The 22,571-nt window shown below is 42.6% G+C and carries 19 protein-coding genes; 12 read left to right on the top strand and 7 right to left on the bottom strand.

The window, feature by feature from the left end; genetic code table 11:
• Window positions 1-70 precede the first annotated feature (70 nt).
• From AACU33_RS33170 to psb34, 3 genes are all read left to right on the top strand, one after another.
• Entirely contained in the window at window positions 71-436 is a 366-nt protein-coding gene (locus AACU33_RS33170) for a hypothetical protein (protein WP_096594506.1), read from the top strand.
• Between the two features lie 118 nt (window positions 437-554).
• Complete coding sequence (gene thiO, locus AACU33_RS33165; protein ID WP_096594505.1) at window positions 555-2,528, top strand: glycine oxidase ThiO; 1,974 nt, start codon at window positions 555-557, stop codon at window positions 2,526-2,528.
• Window positions 2,529-2,674: 146 nt separating this feature from the next.
• Window positions 2,675-2,845, top strand: a complete 171-nt coding sequence (psb34, locus tag AACU33_RS33160) for a photosystem II assembly protein Psb34 (RefSeq protein WP_339376425.1) — start codon at window positions 2,675-2,677, stop codon at window positions 2,843-2,845.
• A 337-nt stretch (window positions 2,846-3,182) separates the two neighbouring features.
• Here psb34 and AACU33_RS33155 read toward each other — a convergent pair whose 3' ends face one another.
• On the bottom strand, window positions 3,183-3,821 hold the full coding sequence (locus AACU33_RS33155; protein ID WP_096594504.1) for an SMI1/KNR4 family protein: 639 nt from the start codon (window positions 3,819-3,821) through the stop codon (window positions 3,183-3,185).
• A gap of 368 nt (window positions 3,822-4,189) precedes the next feature.
• On the opposite strand from AACU33_RS33155, the gene AACU33_RS33150 reads away from it, so the two are divergent.
• The gene (locus tag AACU33_RS33150; protein ID WP_096594503.1) at window positions 4,190-6,400 is read left to right on the top strand and encodes a tetratricopeptide repeat protein; all 2,211 of its coding nucleotides are present in this window, start codon (window positions 4,190-4,192) and stop codon (window positions 6,398-6,400) included.
• An 80-nt stretch (window positions 6,401-6,480) separates the two neighbouring features.
• Here AACU33_RS33150 and AACU33_RS33145 read toward each other — a convergent pair whose 3' ends face one another.
• Together AACU33_RS33145 and AACU33_RS33140 are read right to left on the bottom strand one after the other, a co-directional pair.
• The gene (locus AACU33_RS33145; RefSeq protein WP_096594502.1) at window positions 6,481-6,936 is read right to left on the bottom strand and encodes a cupin domain-containing protein; all 456 of its coding nucleotides are present in this window, start codon (window positions 6,934-6,936) and stop codon (window positions 6,481-6,483) included.
• 37 nt (window positions 6,937-6,973) lie between these two features.
• Window positions 6,974-7,753, bottom strand: a complete 780-nt coding sequence (locus AACU33_RS33140) for a cysteine hydrolase family protein (RefSeq protein WP_096594501.1) — start codon at window positions 7,751-7,753, stop codon at window positions 6,974-6,976.
• 82 nt (window positions 7,754-7,835) lie between these two features.
• On the opposite strand from AACU33_RS33140, the gene AACU33_RS33135 reads away from it, so the two are divergent.
• On the top strand, window positions 7,836-9,239 hold the full coding sequence (locus AACU33_RS33135) for an amidohydrolase (protein ID WP_096594500.1): 1,404 nt from the start codon (window positions 7,836-7,838) through the stop codon (window positions 9,237-9,239).
• A gap of 72 nt (window positions 9,240-9,311) precedes the next feature.
• Here the strand turns inward: AACU33_RS33135 and AACU33_RS33130 are convergent, their stop codons facing one another.
• A complete protein-coding gene (locus tag AACU33_RS33130) occupies window positions 9,312-9,818 on the bottom strand; it encodes a pentapeptide repeat-containing protein (protein WP_096594499.1) in 507 nt (168 codons plus the stop codon).
• An 85-nt stretch (window positions 9,819-9,903) separates the two neighbouring features.
• Entirely contained in the window at window positions 9,904-11,415 is a 1,512-nt protein-coding gene (locus AACU33_RS33125) for an LCP family glycopolymer transferase (RefSeq protein WP_096594498.1), read from the bottom strand.
• Window positions 11,416-11,530: 115 nt separating this feature from the next.
• Between AACU33_RS33125 and AACU33_RS33120 the strand changes: the two genes are divergently transcribed.
• From AACU33_RS33120 to AACU33_RS33100, 5 genes are all read left to right on the top strand, one after another.
• Window positions 11,531-12,595, top strand: a complete 1,065-nt coding sequence (locus AACU33_RS33120; RefSeq protein ID WP_096594497.1) for a mannose-1-phosphate guanylyltransferase — start codon at window positions 11,531-11,533, stop codon at window positions 12,593-12,595.
• A gap of 283 nt (window positions 12,596-12,878) precedes the next feature.
• On the top strand, window positions 12,879-14,522 hold the full coding sequence (locus AACU33_RS33115; protein ID WP_096594496.1) for an AarF/UbiB family protein: 1,644 nt from the start codon (window positions 12,879-12,881) through the stop codon (window positions 14,520-14,522).
• A 5-nt stretch (window positions 14,523-14,527) separates the two neighbouring features.
• A complete protein-coding gene (locus AACU33_RS33110) occupies window positions 14,528-15,508 on the top strand; it encodes an ATP-binding cassette domain-containing protein (protein ID WP_096595473.1) in 981 nt (326 codons plus the stop codon).
• A gap of 132 nt (window positions 15,509-15,640) precedes the next feature.
• The gene (locus AACU33_RS33105; RefSeq protein WP_096594495.1) at window positions 15,641-16,429 is read left to right on the top strand and encodes an ABC transporter permease; all 789 of its coding nucleotides are present in this window, start codon (window positions 15,641-15,643) and stop codon (window positions 16,427-16,429) included.
• A gap of 146 nt (window positions 16,430-16,575) precedes the next feature.
• Window positions 16,576-17,349: a phosphoribosylaminoimidazolesuccinocarboxamide synthase gene (locus AACU33_RS33100; RefSeq protein WP_096594494.1), complete on the top strand. Its 774-nt coding sequence runs from the start codon at window positions 16,576-16,578 to the stop codon at window positions 17,347-17,349.
• Between the two features lie 25 nt (window positions 17,350-17,374).
• Here the strand turns inward: AACU33_RS33100 and AACU33_RS33095 are convergent, their stop codons facing one another.
• Complete coding sequence (locus AACU33_RS33095) at window positions 17,375-19,066, bottom strand: serine/threonine protein kinase (RefSeq protein WP_096594493.1); 1,692 nt, start codon at window positions 19,064-19,066, stop codon at window positions 17,375-17,377.
• 78 nt (window positions 19,067-19,144) lie between these two features.
• On the bottom strand, window positions 19,145-19,981 hold the full coding sequence (locus AACU33_RS33090; RefSeq protein ID WP_096594492.1) for an alpha/beta fold hydrolase: 837 nt from the start codon (window positions 19,979-19,981) through the stop codon (window positions 19,145-19,147).
• A gap of 320 nt (window positions 19,982-20,301) precedes the next feature.
• Between AACU33_RS33090 and AACU33_RS33085 the strand changes: the two genes are divergently transcribed.
• Together AACU33_RS33085 and AACU33_RS33080 are read left to right on the top strand one after the other, a co-directional pair.
• Window positions 20,302-22,122, top strand: a complete 1,821-nt coding sequence (locus AACU33_RS33085; protein ID WP_096594491.1) for an ABC transporter ATP-binding protein — start codon at window positions 20,302-20,304, stop codon at window positions 22,120-22,122.
• A 94-nt stretch (window positions 22,123-22,216) separates the two neighbouring features.
• Window positions 22,217-22,543: a hypothetical protein gene (locus AACU33_RS33080; protein WP_096594490.1), complete on the top strand. Its 327-nt coding sequence runs from the start codon at window positions 22,217-22,219 to the stop codon at window positions 22,541-22,543.
• Window positions 22,544-22,571 lie beyond the last annotated feature (28 nt).

The following is a 22,571-nucleotide window of genomic DNA, read 5'->3' as shown; positions in this document are numbered from 1 at the left end:
AAGATTTGACAGATTTTGGCAATTTCTCGCATAAAGTAAACAACTAAAGGTTAAAAAGGAGCAAAACAACATGGGTAGATGGACACCGTTAATTCTGATGGCTGGAGGCTTGGCAATATTGTTGGGTACATTGCTAGGCATCAACTTTCCAATGGGCGTACAGAGTGCTAGCGTTCCTCCTGGTGGTAGAACCTCAAAAGTTCTCCCAGCTAATATTAATGTTAATAGTACAGCTGCGGGCAGAAATAACGCTTCGACAACTGAAAGTGGGAGCAGCGTTGCTCAAAATAATACCTCGACTAACGACTCAACATCAGATACAGAAAACTCTTCAGACACAAGCGCTACAGATACTCAATCTACAGAGGCTCAATCTACAGATACCCAATCGAGTGATAGCAATCAAAACTCGCAACCGATTCGTGCCTTATGGTAGAGGTTGCTCGTCATTGGTTGCGAGTTATAAGTTATAAGTTATGAGTGATGAGTTATTAGTTATGAGTTGTTAGTTATGTACTAATGATAAATGGCTAATAATGTATGACTAATGACTAATGACTAGTGACATTTTAATTATTGGCGGCGGCGTTATTGGCTTGGCGATCGCTGTAGAACTGAAACTGCGCGGGGCAAATGTCACCGTGCTTTGCCGTGATTTTAACGCCGCTGCTAGCCATGCGGCGGCTGGGATGTTAGCACCAGATGCGGAAAAATTGACAAACGAAGCAATGTATGCTTTGTGTTGGCGATCGCGTGCTTTATATCCAGACTGGACGCGCAAACTTGAAGAACTCGCTGGTTTACCCACACATTACTGGCCTTGTGGCATCTTAGCACCTGTTTACGAGCAGCAAGACCAAAAAAATGCTGCTTTGTTACCATCCGCCCGTGAATCACCAGCTTACTGGTTAGATAAAACAGCCATTGAGCAATATCAGCCAGGTTTATCAGCCGAAGTAGTTGGGGGCTGGTGGTATCCCGAAGACGCACAAGTAGATAATCGCGCCTTAGCACGTGTTCTGTGGACGGCGGCTGAGTCCCTTGGTGTAGAACTCAAAGATGGCGTCAGCGTTGAAGGATTTTTGCAGCAACAGGGCAAAGTGCTGGGCGTGCAAACCAGTATAGGCGTAATTCACGCCGATCGTTATGTTTTAGCCACTGGTGCTTGGTCAAATGAATTATTACCCTTACCCGTGCGTCCGCGCAAAGGACAAATGCTGCGGGTGCGAGTGCCAGAATCTCTACCAGAATTGCCCCTGACACGAGTTTTGTATGGGCAAGAGACTTACATTGTTCCGAGAAGAAATCGCTCGATTATCATTGGCGCGACTAGCGAAGATGTTGGTTTTACTCCTCACAACACCCCCGCAGGTATTCAAAGCCTACTACAAAAAGCTATCCGCCTCTATCCACAATTACAGGATTATCCCATAGAGGAATTTTGGTGGGGATTTCGCCCAGCTACCCCAGATGAATTACCAATTCTGGGTACTAGCCCCTGTAAAAATCTAACTTTGGCTGTTGGTCATTATCGCAATGGTATTCTGCTAGCACCGATAACCGCCGCCTTAATTGCCGATTTGATTTCCGAACACAAATCAGACCCTTTACTTTCTCATTTCCACTATTCGCGCTTCCTCCCCAAAACATCTACCTCCATGCTCACTCACTCTGCGAATTTCTCTAATGGGCATCATTCTCTTGTTGCTTTAGATAACTCACAACTCAGCACCCAAGACTCACCACTGACTATCGCTGGCAAAACCTTCCAATCTCGCTTAATGACTGGTACTGGAAAGTATCGCAGCATTGAAGAAATGCAGCAAAGTATTGTCGCAAGTGATTGTCAAATCGTTACCGTAGCAGTGCGGCGGGTACAAACCAAAGCTGCGGGACATGAAGGTTTAGCCGAAGCACTCGATTGGCAGAAAATTTGGATGTTACCTAATACCGCAGGCTGTCAAACCGCAGAAGAAGCGATTCGGGTAGCGCGTTTAGGGCGAGAAATGGCAAAACTTTTGGGACAGGAAGATAATAATTTCGTCAAGCTAGAAGTCATCCCAGATCCGAAATATTTACTCCCAGACCCGATTGGGACGCTGCAAGCCGCAGAACAATTGGTAAAAGAAGGCTTTGCTGTATTACCCTACATCAACGCTGACCCGATGTTAGCCAAGCGCTTAGAAGAAGTCGGTTGTGCTACAGTCATGCCTTTAGCATCGCCTATCGGTTCGGGACAAGGATTGAAGACAACCGCTAACATCCAGATAATCATTGAAAACGCTGGTATACCTGTGGTAGTAGATGCTGGTATTGGTGCGCCATCAGAAGCAGCCCAGGCGATGGAATTAGGTGCAGATGCCTTATTAATTAATAGTGCGATCGCTTTGGCTAAAAATCCACCCGCAATGGCACGCGCCATGAATTTAGCCACAGTCGCCGGTCGTTTGGCATACATAGCTGGCAGAATGCCTATTAAAGACTACGCCAGCGCTAGTTCACCACTCACAGGCACCATTACTAAATAGTTATTGGTCATGGGTCATTGGTCAAAAAAGTTTAGACAATGGACTCTTGACTCTATACCAATGTAAAGATTTTTTACTTTTCGTGAAAACATAATATGAAGTTTATGCAACAATTAAACAAAAGATAAGAACAAGGAATTTAGTTCATGCCCTATACAACTGAAGAAGGCGGTCGTCTGAATAATTTTGCTCGCGAACCTAAGGTCTATGCGGCAGAACCTCCCAATGCAGGGCAACAGCGAACCTATATTTTTCTAGGAATCGCCGGTACAGTTTTGGTTGGTGGCTTGATTTTCGTCGCCTTCTCTGTTTCGTAACCGAAGCTGAACAGAAAGTTTTTTAATAAAATTTAATTTCTCTCAGATTTCAGGTTTCCATTTGCTAGGAGCCTGATTTTTTATGAAAGCAAGAGGACTAAGTATAGGATTTCACAAGTCCGGAGCGAATTAAATTCAGAAAAACTTAGGTGGCGTATGTTGATATGATTTCTCCGTAAGCGTCTGATATTCTCGAACTCTCACAGATAATCTTTCAACGGTCGGTGTACATGGGCCTTGCTAGACCGTACCTCGCCGCGCGGATTAGCTTAAATTACTCACTAATTGTAGACAAAAACCTGTTCTGCTTTATCCAACCTACACTTGGCGACTACGCTCAAACACGTTCTGAGCATCGGTCAGAAATCATCTCAGTAAGGCTATTCCAAACTATTCTAATCTTAAAGTTTTTAACGGACAGATCCTCTTCGTGGAAGCGAAAAACAGGAGAAGTAGGTTGCTGAGTCTCACTTCCAGCGATCGCCCAAATTCCGACTTCTGCTTGTATCAGTGGAAATATATTTGGCTCCACTTTGGCTCGGTATCTGTCAAAACTATTAAGAAGATTGTAAAAGCTCATTGCCCCACCAAGTGAAAACAAACAAATCTCTGGGTCGGGAAAATAAAAGTAGTTGTAATAGCAATCCCAATCTTTATCTCCTAACCCAATGGGTAAGACTCCATTGCCTCGCTGATATAGGTCATAAAATTCAACTGGAAGCTTGTAGGGATAATCTGAGAGGATGGCATCTATCTCATCAACAGTTAGCCTGGGTGAGGGTAAGTGTTGTCTCAGAATAATTTCCTGGTTGAGTTCGCTAATACGCTCTGGAGAGAGTCCATTTTTAATCTCTTCTGGCTTCAACAAATTATATGCGTATGGGTCACAGTAATATTCGACAACGTTGTCACTAGGATTTTGCTCTGCCTCGATCGCAATTCGATCGATTACATCATTCATTGACATTGGCATCATAGAACAAACTCCCAAGTTCGGATAATTACTGCTTATTCAACTCTCTTTGCGGGAAGTATCTTTGCTGTAAGAGTCGGCAGGTGCGGATCTCTGTAAACTGGAATGTAGAGGCAGAGTCAAAATTGACTATTGCTGAATCAATCCTTAGACAACAGAAGTTTGTTCAGCCACAAGATTATCAATTTTTGTTACAATAATGATGTTTATTGAAGTATAATTATACACTTTATTGTTCTTTCAAACCAGAAAGCCAAATTAGTACTGAGCAGCACAGCAACTAGATGAAGACCATAGTTATGGTTCGATTTTTGACTGCTTAAATGATCCTCTGAAGAGAATGTAAACTGTGTTTTGGCTTTGTAGCCACTATGAGCGTGAATGATACTGCACACACAGACAATTTTGCTTGGAATCGGCAAGTATATCACCGCCTAAAACTTGCCTTGAGTCTGAATTTACGAAGACAACTATTTTTCGCAGTTTGTGACGATTTACACTTAAGAAACCAAGTAGCAGCCCGTTTGCATTCTACCTTGGCTTATCCCGTTGGGCAAGTACTCTATCAACCAGAAGATAGCCTGGAAAGTAGCACCCCAGCCTATCCACGCCTAGCAACTTTGCGTTTAAATTTAAGCGACCCCAATCCCATAGCGCAGATAAATCAATGGCTAAATAATTATCCACCGCCGATTGTCGGAGCATCAAAAGACACCCCAGGACGACCTTTACCGATACCTGCATTTCAAATTGTGGGTGTAGAGCTATTAACCAGACAACCAGTTGCAGTACAGCGTTTATTTTTACACTATCTCCGCTTAAGCGAGGAGTATTTATCTACCCAAGAATCCAGCCGCTTCCTAGAATCTAGCTTGCTTTTATGGGTTCCACGTCCTTGGTTATCTGCCATTCAGCAGTCAGCACCACAGTTTTGGCATTGGCGTACTGGTGTATTTTTCTTTGCAGGCGAACCGACACCAACTACTCATAATGGAGGCTATCCAGAAAGGTTTGTAGGTTCTAGAAGTCTGGATTTTGACAATTTTGAACCATCGATTTTGGAGCAAGCAGTCGCTCAGGCAGAATTAAAAGCAGCAGAAGAAAGCGAACTGAAGTTTGAGGATGATTTCGATTTTCAACCAGAGACACCAGTAAATAATGGACAGCAACCACAAGCAGTTTCTCTACCAACGGAGCTATTGAAAGTTGATATTAAGCAGGAAAAAGCTCCGCTTAGACTCAGCGAAAAGAAACTTCCAGCACTGCCATCTTTAGCTCATATTAGTAAGGAATTAACTGATTTAGTATTAACAACAATTAATACTAAGGTTACTCAAGATGATGATGACATTTCCCAAGCGCAGCACATACTTGAAGAAATTGAACGATTACACTCACAGAATGCTTCAGGAGAAGTACTAGCCGCTGCTTATCATCGTTTAGGAAACTTCTATCGCCTGCGGATTGAACAAGGGCAAGTAACATTAGAGAATCTGATGGTAGCAATTATTGCTTATCAGGAGGCAGTCACCTTTGATGATACCTCACCACAACTGCCAGATATCTTAAATGACTTGGGTACACTTTACTGGATGTTATACCGCACGCCACCCAATTCTGAAGAAGGACAAACTTATATAGAGCAAGGTATTGAATTTTATAAGTTGGCTTTAAAGCTGATATCGCCACAGACGCACCCAGAAACTTACGCGCGCGTACAAAATAATTTAGGTACAGCTTACGGAGATTTAGCGCGTTTTGCTAACCCATCTGAGAGTTGGCAGCAAGCAATTGTCGCTTATAACGAAGCATTGCGCTACCGAACAGTGGCAATGGAGCCATTAAAGTATGCAGCTTGTCAGAATAATTTGGGTACTGCTTACTGGCATTTAGGGCAATATAATCAACCTGTAGTGAATTTAAAGAAAGCGATCGCAGCTTATAACTTAGCACTTGCTCACTACAGCGCTGATGATGAACCGCTAAAGTATGGCATGATTCAAAACAACATCGGTACAGCCTACTGGAATTTGGCACAATACGAGCAACCAGCCCACAATCTTCAGATGGCTATTGATGTGTATTGTGATGCTCTGAAATATCGCACCCCAGCGGCTGTTCCTAGCGGCTGTGCAGCTACTCAAAACAACCTGGGCACAGCCTACTGGCATTTAGCAAATCTATCACAGACAAATCAAGAAAATAAGCATAAATACTTGCAATTGTGTATCGCTGCTTACAATGAAGCATTGGCGATCGCGCGCTCGCTTCATGCTTCGGTTTTAAGTTTTGATTTGCTAGCTACACACAATAATTTAGGGCTAGCCCATTATCAGATTGCTACAGATAAATATTTCACTGGCGATAAAACACAACGTTCTCAACATTTAGAAGCAGCATTAGATAATCATTTGCAAGCTTTAAATGGATTGAGTAAACAACCGGAAGCTTATCAAACAACCTTTTCGTATGTGGTGAAAACAATTCGTGCTTTCCACAATGAATTAGGAATACAGGGGCAAAATCTAGCTTTATCCAAAGTTCCCGGTCAGATGTTGCCAGAAATTTTACCTAAGTTGTAGACATAAATATAGCTGCACACAGATAAATAAAGATGAATTTATAAGCTTACACCGATGTTCATCTGTGGTTGCAAACTATTTTAGTAAGGCATCAAAGCATCTAATCTCCCTAGTACTGCCATATCTTCTGCATCTAATTCCATTGGCGTGCCACTACGAATTAGTTCAGAAAAATCTTCATTGGGCACCATAATTGTTAATGTATACAAGCGAGTTGAACCTGTATTTTTAATCAAATGAGTGCCTGTAGGCGGTACTAATAAACTATCTCCTGTTTTAATAGGAACTTTCTTGCCATCACAAATAGCTATGCCTTCCCCTTTGAGGACAAAAAACATTTCCACTGCCCATTGATGACGATTAGGTGGAGTTTGCCCGCCAACATCAAAAATTTCTACACAGCAAGTTAAGGAAGTATTCGCATTTGCTGTATCGAAGATAATTGCTAACCGATTAGAATCGTGAGGACTAATGCGGTAAACTTGGTAATCTTGGGGAGATTTAATAACAGGAATTACACAACGAGTAGCGTGCATTAATATATCTCCTGTGAATGATTATCAGATGCAAAACTCAAGCATCAGCATTTTGCAATGCTGTTAAAATCGCTTGTGAATCAGTAACAAACCCGAAGCATTGTTTCACGTTGTACAACGTCGCCAGCCAACAATAGTCGGGGGAGGTTGTAGCGGTGCAATCTTTTACTAAAATGCAGTCATATCCTAAGAAGTTGGCATCACATAGGGTAGCCATCACACATTGGTCGGCATTGACACCAGCAAAAAATATTGTCGTCTTTCCCAGGTTCCGCAAGATACTATCTAAGGGAGTATCCCAAAAGCCACTCATACGGTATTTATCAATACGAATATCTTCCGGTAACTGTTGAAGTTCGTCTACTACTGCTGCTGCCCAACTACCTGCCATCAGTACCTTAGCACCATTGCTAGGTAGAGGAGCGCCCAATCCTACGCCCTCGCCTGTAGAGTTGTAAACGTGATGCAAGCCAGCACTGATATTGAGTAAATCGGGACGATTTCCCCAATTTAGCCAGATTACCGGAACACCAGCTACACGCAGTTGTGGAAGTAAGTTTTGTAAAGGTTCGATTGGCTTGCGGGCCGGGGTGATATCTACGCCAATATGGGCTAACCAGCCATCGGGGTGGCAAAAGTCGTTTTGCATATCAATCACGATCGCGATCGCTTTTGCCAAGTCTAGTCGCAGGGTTTTGGTTTCTGTTGATAAGATAGCGGGTTGTGGGGTCTTTGGAGGACGAGTAATGTCTGCGATCGCCTGATTCACTGTCCATGCATTTGGTGCAACTCCCAATGACCGTAAAGGCTGATTCATAAATGGCAATACCCAACACCTTTTTTTATTTTGTACCCTGAAATCCCCTGAGACGTTCGATTACTTAATCAAGGTTAAAATCGTGAAGTTTACTATCAAGAATGCTTTAATTCCCACTGATAATGCTTACGCATTCGTTGATGTCCAGATTGGAGATGGGAAAATTGCGGCGATCGCGCCGAACTTAGATGTAATTGGTACAGCTATTGATGGCACAAATCAATTATTACTTCCTGGCTTCATCAATGCTCATACCCATTCTTCGGAAATGTGGCAACGTGGAGCGATTCCACCTTTACCTTTAGAATTATGGCTGGCGGAACTCTACGATTTTGCTCCCCTCGATTTAGAAAAGGTTTACCTCAGCGCTTTGGGAACGGCGGTAGAAACTCTGCTTTCTGGCGGTACGAGTGTAGTAGATCATTTGGTATTGATTCCAGAACAAGAGTTTGAAACCATTGCTACAGCTGCCCGCGCTTACAAAGAAGTGGGAATTCGGGCTTTTATCGCCCCTTTAATTCAAGATGAATCCTTGACAGCAGGGATACCATCTGGGGAAACGCAACAAACTCATGAACCTTATTTTCGCTCAACGCAAGCAACCTTAGACATCATCGAAGAAGCGGTAAAGCAGTTACATCGTCCCGATGAGGGTGTGAATATTTTAGTTGCGCCTACGGGAATTCAATTGTGTAGTGATGCTTTATTTACTGGCTGTATTGAATTAAGCGATCGCTATAATCTTTGTCGTCACTCTCACTTACTAGAAACCAAAGCACAGGAAAAACTCGCCGAAGAAAAATACGGCTGTTCGGCTGTGGAACATCTCAACCGCATTGGCTATTTAAGCGATCGCACTTCTCTTGCTCATTGCGTCTGGTTAAGCGATGCTGATATTAAAATTCTGGCAGAAACTCAATCTACAGTCGTTCATAACCCCTTGAGTAATCTGCGTCTAGGTAGCGGTGTCGCCCCAATTTTAAAATATCGTCAAGCTGGAGTAAATGTTACCTTTGGTTGTGATGGCGCTTCGAGTAATGACTCACAAGATTTGTTAGAAGCAATTAAAATTGGCTCGATTTTACACAACATTACAGACTTGGATTATCAGCACTGGATTACACCCAGACAAGCAGTAGAAATGGCATCCTTGGGAGGTGCTAAGGGATTAAATCTGGCAGATCAATTGGGTTCTTTATCCATAGGTAAACAAGCCGATTTAGTACTTTACGATCTGACTAATTTATCCTTATTACCCCGTACAGATCCCATTGGTTTATTAGTTTTAGGAAGACCTAGTAATGTTGTTAATCATGCTTGGATGAATGGCAAGCAAATTGTTGCTAATGGCAAAGTTACTACTATCAACGTTAATGACTTGCGAAAACAAATATTTAACCACAGCCAATGGCATAGTCAACGCCCATCTCCAACTGTAGACCAACTTGCAACCCATTATCGTGCAGTTATGGGTTTGCCTTCATGAAAGAGTAGGGGACAAGGAGGACAAGGTAGACAGGGAAGAAACAACTCTTGACTCTTGACCCTTGACCCTTACTTATTTACATCCCAAACTTTCGCGTGTAGAAATACCTGTAACTGGATTTATTCCATCGGCGCGATCGCATAATAAGGACACTTGATAGCGGTCAATCAACGCATCTGTAAAATCAGCACCAGTAATTACCGCATCATAAAAGCGGCTATTGGTCAAAGTTGCTTCTGTAAAAATCGCATTTTTCAAGTTTGCGCTATCAAAAGTTACCCGATCTACTAAAGCACCGGTGAGGTTTGCAGCTTCTAAATTGGCTTTTAATAAAACGCCTTTAGTAAGAATAGCGTTAGTTAAATTTGCTCCTTGAAAATTTGCTCCCCGCATTTCCGCTGCTACAAATTTAGCTCCAGCTAAATCAGTGTAAGAAAAGTCGCGATTTTCTAAATGGGTATTGTTGTAGTTAATGGTCTTTGCTTGCGCAAAAGCTGGTTTAGGAGACAAAATCACCCATAAACCAGCTAGGAGTAAAATCAGTATTAAACTCAAAAAGCGTAGCCAGAAATTTTTCATAACTTTGTCCTTTGTCCTCTGTCAATTGTCAGCAGTCAGTTGTTATTTGCTTACTGACTACTGACTAATGACCAATGACTAATGACTACTTCCAATCTTTACCAATCCGGATTGTTAAGTCAGATTCCAAATCGCCGGTAGCTGAAACTTCGATTTGACCTAAACCAACTAATTGTTGCAAGTCAATTCCTAGTTCTCGTCTACCTTTTTGCACAATAATTTGAGTTTGGCGTTGAGTATCAGGCCAATCTGGCGCTGCGTAAACACTAGTGAAGCCTTTTTGTTTGAGATAATTGATAACTTTTTGAGTTAACTGAGGTTGATTAGAAGCATTTTGAATAGCAATTTTGAGTTTAGTTACCGGTCGCGCGTCGGGCTTGAGACCAGGTACATTTACCCCAACATAATCATTCAATAGGCTTTGTTGTCCAGTCATATTCAACCAATAACTATTGGGGTCTTGGCTGAAACGGCTGAAACCACCAGGTAATACAGTCATTTGGAAATTATCTCTATCTTGGTTGAGAGAGAAATTTACCAATGCCATCATTTCTTCGATTTTCAGGTTGGTATCAAAATACTTCCGCATAATCCGGGTTAATTGCGGCAACCTGGGTAAAACAGTAGGACTATTGAGGCGTTCTAGTAACGCTTTCATGAGTGCTTGCTGCCGTTGCACCCTTGGTAGATCTCCCAAGCCTGGTTCGCGGTAACGTACAAATAATTCTGCTTGTTCGCCGTTAATAGTTTGCCAGCCGCTAACTAAATTAACTGACTGTTGCCCAGAAGTGCCTTCATATGACATGGATTTGGGAACAAAAACCTCTACTCCACCCAACTGATCGACCAACTGACGCAAGCCACTGGTTGAGATGCGCATATAGCGATCGATTGGTGCATTATTTAAAGTCCGGCTGATTACCCGTGCTGCCAAAACTGGGCCGCCTTGGGCATTAGCATCGGATACTTTTGTCAATCCCTTTTCGGGGATCGCAATCATCGTATCTCTGGGAATTGAAAGCACTTTAATCGATTTATCAGCAGGGTTGAGCCTGACCATGAGCATGGTGTCGCTTTTACCTGCAAAACTTTCGGGTGAGCCATCAACAGTACCTTTGACTGGTTCAATCCCCATAATCAAGATATTCATGGGTCTTGAAAGCTGATACTCAGAGATTTTTCCCCATAGTTCCCCAGGTAGAGGTATCTTTTGTTGATCTTTAGTAGCTACTCCAGCGTCTTCATCGGTTTGATCGAGATTGCTCCATAAAGGAGTCCATAAAGCCAAGGTAGATACCAATAGCCCCGATAAAACGATCCCCAAAACCACCGTTAAAATCCACAACAGCCATCGCGGCATGGTTAAGCCCAAGCGCTCATAAAGCTGATTGGGGATTTCACCTACAGACTCGACGACGCCACGGGAAACATGAGTTGGTTCCTTGGGTCTAACTTCCTGCTCTGGTGCTGGTGTTTCTTGAGGTGCAACCTGATTTTCTGACTTTTGTAATTGCTGAGGTGTAACCTCATCTAAATCTATAGCTGGTACTTGCTGAGGCGTAACTTGATTTTCCGTCCATTGCATTTGTTTGATCACAATTATCTCCCCACTCAACCACTCCCTAAACGTATGTTAATGCAACCTACAAATCCTGCCAGTGGCTAAACCCACTGTAAACTTGTAGTGTTCTTTAGTAGGCATGTATGACATAATGACTAACTCATTGTTCCCCGCGATCCTTGCTGGTGGTAAAGGTGAGCGTTTTTGGCCATTGAGTCGTTCTGGGCGACCCAAGCAATTTTTAAGCCTTGATGGTAGCTCTAGGAGCCTACTGCAAGCAACCGCCGATCGACTGATAGAATTCGTAGGCGGATGGGATTCTTTATTTGTCATTACTTCTAAACAACTAGCTGAAGGAGTGCGACAACAACTACCACAACTGCCGTCACAAAATTTATTGATCGAGCCAGAGGGAAGAGACACTGCCGCAGCTGTTGCTTGGACAAGTTTAGAAATCAAACAGCGTTATGGAGAAGACGCGATCGTTGGCTTTTTCCCCGCCGATCACTGGATTGCCGATCGCGAAGCATTTGCAGACACATTAAATGCTGCTAGCTCTTTGGCAGCAAGCACAGAAGCGATTGTCACATTGGGGATCGAGCCTACTTTCCCATCAACTGGTTACGGCTATATCGAACAAGGCGCAAAAATTGGTAACTTTAATGAGTTGCCAGCTTATCACGTCAACCGCTTTACTGAAAAGCCCAACCGCGAAACGGCTGAATCTTTCTTATCAACGGGGCGTTTTAGCTGGAATAGTGGTATGTTCGTTTTTCGAGCTGGGGTGGTTCTGAAGGAACTTTATACCCATGCACCGGAAATTATCGAACCTCTAGCACAAAATGGGCCTGATATTTACTCGCAATTACCTAAAAAAAGTATAGACTATGCTCTCATGGAAAAGACCACTTTAGCATATGTCTTACCTGCGGCATTTGGTTGGGACGATCTAGGCGATTGGAATGCGATTGAGCGCTTGCTGAAAACAGAAGAGACTCCCAATGTGGAACTTGCTACCCATGTTGGGTTGGACACAAAAGGGGCACTACTTTACGCCACCGATCCCGACGACGTGATTGTTACCATAGGCTTAGAGGATGTTGTGATCGTACGCGATCGCAATGTCACCCTCGTAGTCAAAAAAGACCGTACCCAGGAAATTAAGCAGATACTCAAAACACTCCAAAGCGATCCCCGATTTACCGACTTGCTATAGCTGTAAAATTTAAAACCCTTGGCAGAGGCTAAAATTCTGCTTGTTTCATTATAACTTGATATAGGCGAGTGACTAGAGGCAGGGGGTAAAGAGGCAGGGGAGCAGGGAGCAGGGGGAGAAGAAATGCTTGACTCTTGATTCTTGATCGCCAGTTCACTCAACGGAGGGAACCTCCGCACGTGACTGGCTCCTCTTAACAAACTGACCATGACCTTCTTCCCAATCCCTAATACCCCATGCCCCATGCCCAATGCCCAATTCCCAATGCCCCATCCCCAAAAAAATGTTCCTCACTCAAACAGTTCCTCGTCAAAGAGAAATTATCGAAGTAGTCCTACGTAATGGCTGGGACTATATGCGCAGGCTACTTACTGGTGGTAAAGCTGATGAACCACAGTTACCTACACCTGCGGTACTAAAAAATATCCTGGTGGATTTGGGGCCAGTTTATGTAAAACTAGGTCAGCTACTTTCTACTCGTCCAGACTTACTTAGTGCTAGCTACATTGAAGAACTATCGACACTGCAAGATGAAGTTCCACCAGTTCCCTGGACAGAAATAGAAATACTTTTGCGCCAACAACTAAAAAGCCCCCTAGAGCAAACTTTCAGGACAATTAATCCCGTACCAGTAGCGGCGGGATCGATTGCCCAAACCCATCGCGCTACATTAACGGATGGTAGAGAAGTAGCTTTAAAGGTGCAACGTCCGGGGATCGATATTACAGTTGCTCAAGATATTGCTTTAATTCAAGGAATTGCTGATTTAGTAGCTCGAACTGATTTTGGCAAAACCTATGAAATTAAATCTATTGCCGAAGAATTTACTAAAGCCTTAGAAGCAGAATTAGATTTCACCAGGGAAGCAGGATATACCGACCAACTGCGACAGAATTTATCTCATAGCCGCTGGTTCGATCCCCAGCAAATAGTAGTTGCCCAAATTTATTGGGAATTAACTACAGAAAAATTAATGGTGATGGAGTGGCTGGAGGGTGTACCGATCCTGACAGCCAATTTTAGTAATAATAATGGTAAAGATCCCGTTACAGAACGCAAAGCGATCACGTCTTTGCTATTTCGAGCTTTTTTTCAACAACTATATATAGATGGATTTTTTCATGCCGATCCCCATCCGGGGAATTTATTTTATCTCCAAGATGGCCGGGTTGCTTTGTTAGATTGTGGTATGGTTGGCAGACTCGATCCCCGCACCCAGCAGATATTAACAGAAATGCTGTTAGCGATCGTGGATTTGGATGCTCAACGATGCGCGCAGTTAACTTTACAGTTAGCAGATTCTAGCCAGCCTGTAATTTTAGCGCGCTTAGAAAATGATTATGACCGGATGCTGCGCAAGTATCTCAACGTCAATTTATCGCAAATTAATTTCAGTCATGTCATTTACGAAATTCTGCAAGTCGCCCGGAATAATAAAATTCGCTTGCCCAGTAACATGGGTTTGTATGCCAAAACTCTGGCTAACTTAGAAGGGTTGGCACGGGGGTTTAATCCCGAACTCAACTTCATCGATGAAATTCAGCCATTACTCACAGACTTATTTCGCCGCCAGTTAGTAGGAGCCAATCCTTTGCGATCGCTCTTAAGAACGGCATTGGATCTTAAAAGTCTCTCGTTACAATCTCCCCGCCAGATTGAACTGTTATTAGATCGAGTAACTTCGGAAACATTGCAGTGGAATTTATCGCTGCGGGGTTTAGATGGTGTACGCCGAACTATGGATGATGCAGCCAACCGCCTTTCTTTTAGCATTTTGGTAGGTTCGCTGATTATGGGCGCAGCAATTATTTCCAACCATGCACAGACAACTCAACTATCTTTTTTGAGCAGCGTCCTGTTTGCAGCTGCTAGTCTGTTGGGACTGTGGCTAATTCTGAGTATTTTGCGCTCAGGTCGTTTAAAATGAGGCTTATGCCGATAATCGTGGCTGAAAACCTCAGCAAATTTTATCCGGTGGCGGTGAAAGAGCCTGGTATTAAAGGGACGATCGCTCACTTTTTCCGCCGCACTTACCGCCAAATTAAAGCAGTTCAAGATGTTTCCTTTGAAATCGCTACTGGGGAAGTAGTAGGTTTTTTAGGGCCAAATGGTGCAGGTAAAACTACTACCCTGAAAATGCTGACGGGACTGATTCATCCTTCTAGCGGTCGCGTTAGAGTCGCAGGACAGGTTCCCTTTGCGCGCCAAGAAGCATTTTTGCAGAAGATTACTTTGGTAATGGGGCAAAAGCAACAGTTAATTTGGGATTTACCAGCCCTCGATTCGTTAAAAATTAACGCTGCTGTCTACAACATCCCCGATCGCGAGTTCCAGCGACGGGTAGGTGAATTAGCGGAGATGCTTTCCCTAGAAACTAAGCTTACCCAACCAGTCAGGAAGCTATCTTTGGGCGAACGCATGAAGGCGGAACTTTTAGCCGCACTATTGCATCGTCCGCAGGTATTGTTTTTAGATGAACCTACCTTAGGTTTAGACGTGAATGCTCAAGCAGGAGTGAGAGATTTTTTACGCGAGTACAATCAGCGTTACCAAGCAACTGTATTATTGACTAGCCATTATATGGCTGATATTACAGCTTTATGTCAACGAGTGTTGTTAATTCATCATGGAAAACTGATGTATGATGGCAGCTTGGATGAACTCTTAGAACGCTTCGCACCTTACCGAGAAATTCACGTTGAGTTAGCTCAATGTTTGCCCCAAGAAAAACTTGCAACTTATGGTGAGGTGCAACTTTTAGAAGGACGAACTGTGCGTTTTTTAGTACCCCAAGAAACGTTAACTCAAACTGTATCTCAGATTTTGGCTGACTTAGAGGTAGTCGATTTAAAAGTAACTGAACCGCCTGTAGAAGAAGTTATTGGTAAAGTATTTCAAGCAGGAGTTGTGTAGTAAATTTTGAGTAGAGTGGACACTGTCCACCTTTTATTTAAATGTTAATTAGATAAGCTATTGGTGGGCGATGCCCACCCTACAATTTCTATTCTAATTCTTTTAAATTAGCTATAAAATTGCAATCAATAAATGAAGCGAATTATTAGAAAAGCCCTAACTTTGCTGTCAGTTTACTACGCCTATATACTTGAGTATCGGGCAGAAATGATTTTTTGGGTTTTGTCTGGTTCTTTACCTATTATCTTTATGGGTATTTGGATACAGGCGGCGCAAAATAGCAAATTAAATTTAACACCTGTAGATTTTGCTCGTTACTTTTTAGCAGTTTTTATTATTAGGCAATTTACTGCTGTGTGGGTAATTTGGGATTTTCAAAAAGAGGTAGTGGAAGGCAAACTTTCTCCCAAACTCCTACAACCTATCGATCCTGTTTGGCATCATGTTGCAACTCATGTTGCTGATAGAGTTGCTCGGCTGCAATTTACATTTATATTAATACTATTATTTTTTATCCTTTATCCTCAAGCATTTTGGCTGCCTAGCTTGAGTAATTTGTTATTGTTTCTGTTATCAGTAGCGTTAGCTTTTACTTTAAGATTTATTATTCAATATACTTTCGCGATGTTAGCTTTTTGGACAGAAAGAGCAACTGCTTTAGAAAATATTTGGTTATTATTTTATTTATTTTTATCTGGTTTGATTGCACCGTTAGAAGTATTTCCTGAAGGCGTGCGAATGATACTCATGTGGACACCTTTTCCTTATTTAGTTGATTTTCCTGCGAGTATTTTGGTTGGTTTACCTGTGGATTTAGGACGAGGATTTTTATCCTTGGTAGGTTGGGCATTAATATTTTTCGTGATTAATCGCTGGCTATGGCGTATGGGTTTGAAGCAATATTCTGGAATGGGAGCGTAAATAATTTAAAATTAAGAGTTAAGAAATTTAAGGCTTTAGTTAACTAAGTTTAATCAAGTTTAGATACTTAAGCATTCTAGTGATTTTTAGATTCTGAGACAGCTTTTCAGGCATGATTTTGGAAGTAAAGAAATGACAGAAGCACTATGCTCAAATTTAAAAGCTTATTTTGCTTGGTTCCTAATGCTATATTATTCAATCTGCTAATAGCGAACGCGCCATCTCAAGCCAATTGCGCCGATCAAATTGCGAATTTACAAAAAGTTCAACCTGCAATGGAACGTCATTGGCAGCAATTGCAACAGCAGAAAACTTATCCTTGGGGTGAAGCGCGTCCTTACGGTAAACTAAATGGCGATCGCATCACTCTCACTTCAGCATTCGATCGTTTGACCACTCCCCAAAAGGAGCAAGTATTAAACACATTACTTTCTTATACTTTGACACCACAAGAGCAACAAGACTCATCGGGTGATTATATTGGCGCACCACCCTTTAAAGTTTATGCTAACGATGGTCGCGCTGTCTCTATGCCCTACGATGGTTGTACTCGCTTTACTCTACTGACTGAAAGGGCAAGATATGGTTATTATTACAACACCGTCTACGGCTTTAATCGCGGTAACTCGATTTTAGAGCAATTGCGTAATTCTGGGCGTCCGTCGTGGCGAGAAGTAAGATTTCCGATTTCCGCAGCAGAAGAAAAGAAAACTCGTCTGCAATTTTGGAATGTTATCGGCTGGAAAACTGGTGAAGTTTGGTGGATTGCTTGGGTGCCAGAAAACGGATACTTTGAAATTAACATTCCTGTTGGGTATCAACAAAGCCGTTTGCAACGTTTCTGGCAGATTGCACCGCGTCAGTATCGTTATGTGGTAGTAGCCAATGATGGCAGAGTTTTGCTAGAAAAGAAGTTTTAATAATAGAATAACACTCACATATTTTCTATAAATTACTTGGGATTGTCTTAAATTTCTCCGCAGAACCCAAGGAATAATCTTCTAATTTAAAATCAGCAAAAGGTTTCTTATCTAACCTATTTCTTAAAGCTTCATCTAAAATTACACCCTTTGATTTTTTCTTAACGCCAATAATAATAATGCTTCTTTGATATGCAGTTAAATCTTGATTAGGCTGACAATCATCGCGTTGAAATTGTCCGAGGTTTAATAAGCGATAACCTTTAACGCTGGGTATATTGCTAAATAATTTTTTGGTTAAAAGTTGTATTTGTTGAGAACGTTCTAGCGCGCGGCGTTGTTCGACTGCTACATTGCCTTCACAAGAAGCTGTACCTACAGAAATAATCTCGTTAGGATTTTCCATTATATTCTGTATACCTTCTTGTTCTAAGTTTAATTTTAAAGCTTCTATACTGATAATTGTATTGTTATGTTTTATTTGGAAATTACTACCTAACAGCCATTTATATTCAATTGATAAAACAGCTATATTAAATTCTGCGGTTCTACCTTCGCTGTCTTTACCTTCAGCATAGCTAAAGTAATCTACCTTACCTTTTCGTTCTGGTAATTGTGCATAATTAGGAACGGCAGGAAATTTTAGTGTGCTAAAAAATAAAGCTATAACACCAAGTAATCCTAATGAGGTGAGTAATGCTGCTATTAATGCCAACAATGGCATTTTTTCTGGACGCTTTTCTGACGATGAAACAGTTTTGCTAGCTGGCGAAGCTAACTGTTGTGTTTGTTGATTTCCCTGTACAGTTAGTTGTTGTTCAATTTCTGCTAAACGCTGTAGAATTTCTTGAGCATTAGCAGGACGGTTTTTGATGTCTGGTGCCATTAACCAATCAATGAGATTTAATAGCAAAGTTGAGACATGAGTCGCACGATTTCGCCAGTGCAAAACATTGTGTTGAAGATCGTGCATATCAACAGGATGATATCCCGTCAGCAAAAATACAAAGGTACGTCCCAAAGCAAAGAAATCTGATTGCGGTACAGCTTGACCGTGCATTTGTTCTGGGGCACTATAACCAGAGGACATCATTGCATTCATCCTGGTTAAAGTTTTAGCTAATTCTTTAGCTGTGCCAAAATCAATTAAGACTAAATTTCCCCAATCTTCCTTCTCCAAAGTATTTGCAGAAGTGCGCAGCATAATATTAGAGGGCTTAATATCTCGATGCAGATATTGTTTGCCATGTAATACAACTAAAATCTCTGTTAACTGTTTCAACCAGGCTATAGCTTGTGCTTGAGAAATGGGGAGATTATTTTGCTGCTTTAACCATTGGTCTAAGTTGAGTCCGTCAATTTTCTCCATTGCCAAGCAGTGCAACGCCAAGCCATTTCTGGTTTGATACTGAAAGTAACCATCTATTTTTGGTATACCAGGATAATTTAACTGTTGCAGTACAGCTACCTCTTGCTGGAATAGTTCAACTACTTTGGCGTCCCCAGACAGATTTTCTTGAAGCACCTTGAGAATTTTGGCTGTGTCTTGTTCGTATGCTTCATAGACTTTAGTAAAGCCAGTTTTGTCACTTAACAGGCCCATCACTCGGTAGCGTCCCAACAATTCCAACTGGGAACCACAATTTTGACAAAAGCGTTGTTCCTCCTGGTCTGATTGATTTGGTTGAGGACAAACGGGATTAATACAAAGGCTCATGACTGACCAATCGGTGATATAAGGAAAGCAATCCTCATCTGATTTCTAGCGTTCCCGTCAATGATAAGGAGATTTCTCTTATTTGTGCTGTTTTAAAAAAGCTTCCACAGTCTGGTTAAAGGCGTCCGGTTGTGTCAAGAAAGGCCAATGATTTCCGGGAACTTGGCAGATGCTTAAGTTTTTCAGATGAGTTTTGTAGGGTTTAAGTTGCCATTCTTGACGGTTTACACCTTTTTGGGGTTGTACGAACAGAGTAGGTAGGTAAATTGGCTGTGTCAACCCAGGTACTCGCATGACATCTTCAAAAATGCGATCGCGGGCAGCTATCGTAAATTTACTACCCCAACTACCATCGGGTTTTTGTTCAATTCCAGCTTCAAAGACTTTTTGGTGTAAGTCAGTCCATCCTTGATATTGGCTTAACTGTTGCGCTTGTTGTTTGGCTGACTCGTAACTAGCAAAAGGCCCCATGCTTTTAAGGAAAGGTAAGACGCGGTATAACAGAGGAAATGTCAGCTTGAAGACGCTGGGCATTTTCCAGATAAAGATGGGATCGACCAGAATCATACTCCGCAAACGTTCTGGATTTTGTTTTGCCCAAATGGCAGCTAGTTTACCCGTCCACGAATGACTGACAACATGGGCACTAGACCATCCTAAACGATCCATGAGAGCTTCTAAATCCGCGATCGCACTCTCAAAACTATAATCATCTTCTGGCTTGCTGCTTTCGCCATGACCGCGCATATCTGGGGCAACTATGTGATAATCTGCTGCTAGATAATCTCCTAAACTAGACCAGACTAAGGCATTGTCGGCTAGTCCGTGTAAAAACAATAAGGGTTCTTCACCTTGGTGCCACTCTAAGTAAGATAGTTGAATGTCAGATTTAGATAAGGTTTGACGTATAGGCATCATTGCATATCCACCCAGAGATAGACCTTTGCGCTTATTATGTTATCGCGAAAAGAAAAATGCCTGCACAGTAGGAGGATACTGCTAGTGAATTACAGGTATGACCCCGCTTATCCCAAGCCCGCCGTCACACCATAGAATGGTGCTGCTAATTGTACAAAGCCCACGCAGGTGGGCTTTGTATGTATAGCCCCAGGCTTCTAGCCTGTGGGCGGTATGTCGGTTATGCGAGAGAACTATTTGTATCCTCTAGGGTATCGGGTCGCATCGTGTCGATATTGCCAAGCGATCGCAGGTGTTTCCACGCTATAAAAAGAATAATGAAGACTAAAAAGAAACGAAACGCTCTGCGACAATCACTGGCCGTTTTCCGTTACAGCGGACGCGCTATTAGCTTGGTGTGGACTACCAGCCGCAGTTTAACTATTATCCTTGCTACTTTAACTTTAGTGGCTGGTCTGTTACCAGCAGCGATCGCCTACATCGGAAAGTTGATTGTGGATGCTGTAGTGTTGGCATCTCAAGCTGGTGCAGATCGTAACATTACTAGCCCTTTATTGTATGTAGCCTTAGAAGCGATCGCAGTCATGTTATTGGCGGGAAGTCAGCGAGGTCTCACCGTCTGTCAATCGCTGTTACGGGTGCTACTAGGTCAGCGCGTGAATGTACTCATCTTAGAAAAAGCGCTGACACTGGATCTCACCCATTTTGAAGACTCAGAATTTTATGACAAACTCTTGAATGCGCGGCGAGAAGCTTCAGTACGTCCGCTTTCTTTGGTAACTCGCACATTTGGTTTAGTGCAAAGTGCCCTGTCATTGGTGACTTACGGTATTTTGTTGGTGAAGTTTTCTGTGTGGGCGTTGATTGTGCTGATTTTAGCAGCAATGCCCGCATTTATTGCGGAAACCAAATTTGCTGGGCAAGCCTTTCGTCTATTTAGTTGGCGCGCGCCTGAAACTCGCCAACAGCATTACCTAGAAAATCTCTTGGCGAGAGAAGACTTTGTGACAGAAGTCAAACTCTATCAACTAGGAGAAATGCTGCTGGGACGTTATCGCAATATTTTTGACCAACTTTATGGCGAAGATCGGGACTTAACTTTGCGGCGCGGGCTGTGGGGATATCTTCTGAGTTTGGTAAGTACCACAGCATTTTACATAGCCTACGCTTGGATTGTTGTCGAAACTGTTTTGGGTAGGATTTCTTTGGGAGATATGACGATGTATCTCACCGTCTTCCGCCAAGGTCAGTCTACTTTTTCGGGTGCGCTGACTTCTATTGGGGGGATGTACGAAGATAACCTCTATCTTTCTAATCTTTACGACTTTCTTGAAGAGGAAGCGCCTCAGCCTTGGGGTACAGTTACCAGAGGTATCAATCCCCAAGATGGGATTCGGTTTGAGAATGTCTCGTTTACTTATCCAGGAAGCTCAAAGCCTGCATTGAAGAATATTTCTCTACATTTAAAACCGGGAGAAAAACTGGCAATTGTCGGTGAAAACGGTTCTGGTAAAACAACTCTCATTAAATTACTCACCCGACTTTACACTCCCGACTCCGGAAGGATTTTCCTTGACGGTGTGGATTTGCAAGAATGGGAGATCGAAGCATTAAGGCAGCGCATTGGTGTGATTTTTCAGAACTTTGTCCGTTATCAATTCACGGTCGGGGAAAATATTGGCGTTGGTGATGTGGAGTATTTGGAAGATACAAATCGCTGGCAAAATGCTGCCCAAAAAGGCATGGCGGAACCATTTATTCACCAGTTACCTGACAGCTTTAGGACGCAACTTGGTCGTTGGTTCAAGGGAGGACAGGAACTTTCTGGGGGACAGTGGCAAAAAATCGCCCTTTCCCGTGCTTTTATGCGAACTAGGGCAGATATTTTAGTATTAGACGAACCAACATCAGCAATGGATGCCCAAGCTGAGTTTGATATTTTCAATCATTTTCGCAGCGTTACCCAAAATCAAATGGTATTCTTGATTTCCCACCGTTTCTCGACAGTACGCATGGCCGATAAAATCATGGTGATTGAAGCAGGACAGGTTGTGGAACAGGGAACTCACGAAGAATTGTTAGCCGCTGGTGGACAATATGCCAAGTTGTTCTTGTTACAAGCGGCAGGTTATCAGTAGAAGGCAGAAGGCAGGGGGCAGAGGGCAGGAGGAAGAGTAAATTTGATGGTCGGTTGTGAATTGATGATGTCTGTTGAGCCTTTTAAGGTGAAAGATGAGCCTTGGAACAATGAAAATTGAGCCTTTGAGCCTGAACGTTGCACCTTGGAACGCGGAAGTTGAGCCTTTGAGCCTGAACGTTGCACCTTTTATCCTCGATGTTGCGCCTTTGAACTTGAATGTTGCGGTTTTGATGTCGAAAATTGCGCCTTTTATCCTTAATGTTGCACCTTTGATGTCGGAAATTGCACCTTTGAACCTGAACGTTGCGGTTTTGATGTCGGAAATTGCACCTTTGAACCTGAACGTTGCGGTTTTGATGTCGAAAATTGCACCTTTGAACCTGAACGTTGCGGTTTTGATGTCGGAAGCTGCACCTTGAAACTTAATCTTTGACTATTGACCCTTGA

Origin of the sequence: Calothrix sp. NIES-2098 (assembly GCF_963875125.1) — a bacterium.
Classification (GTDB): Bacteria; Cyanobacteriota; Cyanobacteriia; order Cyanobacteriales; family Nostocaceae; genus Aulosira.
This window is presented reverse-complemented; position numbering and strand designations above follow the sequence as displayed.

Bases quoted from the DNA above. Each gene is read 5' to 3' on its own strand.
- psb34 (WP_339376425.1), top strand. From the start codon at position 2,675: ATGCCCTATACAACTGAAGAAGGCGGTCGTCTGAATAATTTTGCTCGC.
- AACU33_RS33080 (WP_096594490.1), top strand. From the start codon at position 22,217: ATGAGCCTTGGAACAATGAAAATTGAGCCTTTGAGCCTGAACGTTGCA.
- AACU33_RS33095 (WP_096594493.1), bottom strand. From the start codon at position 19,066: ATGAGCCTTTGTATTAATCCCGTTTGTCCTCAACCAAATCAATCAGAC.
- AACU33_RS33170 (WP_096594506.1), top strand. From the start codon at position 71: ATGGGTAGATGGACACCGTTAATTCTGATGGCTGGAGGCTTGGCAATA.
- AACU33_RS33105 (WP_096594495.1), top strand. From the start codon at position 15,641: ATGAAGCGAATTATTAGAAAAGCCCTAACTTTGCTGTCAGTTTACTAC.
- AACU33_RS33100 (WP_096594494.1), top strand. From the start codon at position 16,576: ATGCTCAAATTTAAAAGCTTATTTTGCTTGGTTCCTAATGCTATATTA.
- AACU33_RS33140 (WP_096594501.1), bottom strand. From the start codon at position 7,753: ATGAATCAGCCTTTACGGTCATTGGGAGTTGCACCAAATGCATGGACA.
- AACU33_RS33115 (WP_096594496.1), top strand. From the start codon at position 12,879: ATGTTCCTCACTCAAACAGTTCCTCGTCAAAGAGAAATTATCGAAGTA.
- AACU33_RS33155 (WP_096594504.1), bottom strand. From the start codon at position 3,821: ATGATGCCAATGTCAATGAATGATGTAATCGATCGAATTGCGATCGAG.
- AACU33_RS33145 (WP_096594502.1), bottom strand. From the start codon at position 6,936: ATGCACGCTACTCGTTGTGTAATTCCTGTTATTAAATCTCCCCAAGAT.
- AACU33_RS33120 (WP_096594497.1), top strand. From the start codon at position 11,531: ATGACTAACTCATTGTTCCCCGCGATCCTTGCTGGTGGTAAAGGTGAG.
- AACU33_RS33150 (WP_096594503.1), top strand. From the start codon at position 4,190: ATGAGCGTGAATGATACTGCACACACAGACAATTTTGCTTGGAATCGG.
- AACU33_RS33110 (WP_096595473.1), top strand. From the start codon at position 14,528: ATGCCGATAATCGTGGCTGAAAACCTCAGCAAATTTTATCCGGTGGCG.
- AACU33_RS33090 (WP_096594492.1), bottom strand. From the start codon at position 19,981: ATGCCTATACGTCAAACCTTATCTAAATCTGACATTCAACTATCTTAC.
- AACU33_RS33085 (WP_096594491.1), top strand. From the start codon at position 20,302: ATGAAGACTAAAAAGAAACGAAACGCTCTGCGACAATCACTGGCCGTT.
- thiO (WP_096594505.1), top strand. From the start codon at position 555: ATGACTAGTGACATTTTAATTATTGGCGGCGGCGTTATTGGCTTGGCG.
- AACU33_RS33130 (WP_096594499.1), bottom strand. From the start codon at position 9,818: ATGAAAAATTTCTGGCTACGCTTTTTGAGTTTAATACTGATTTTACTC.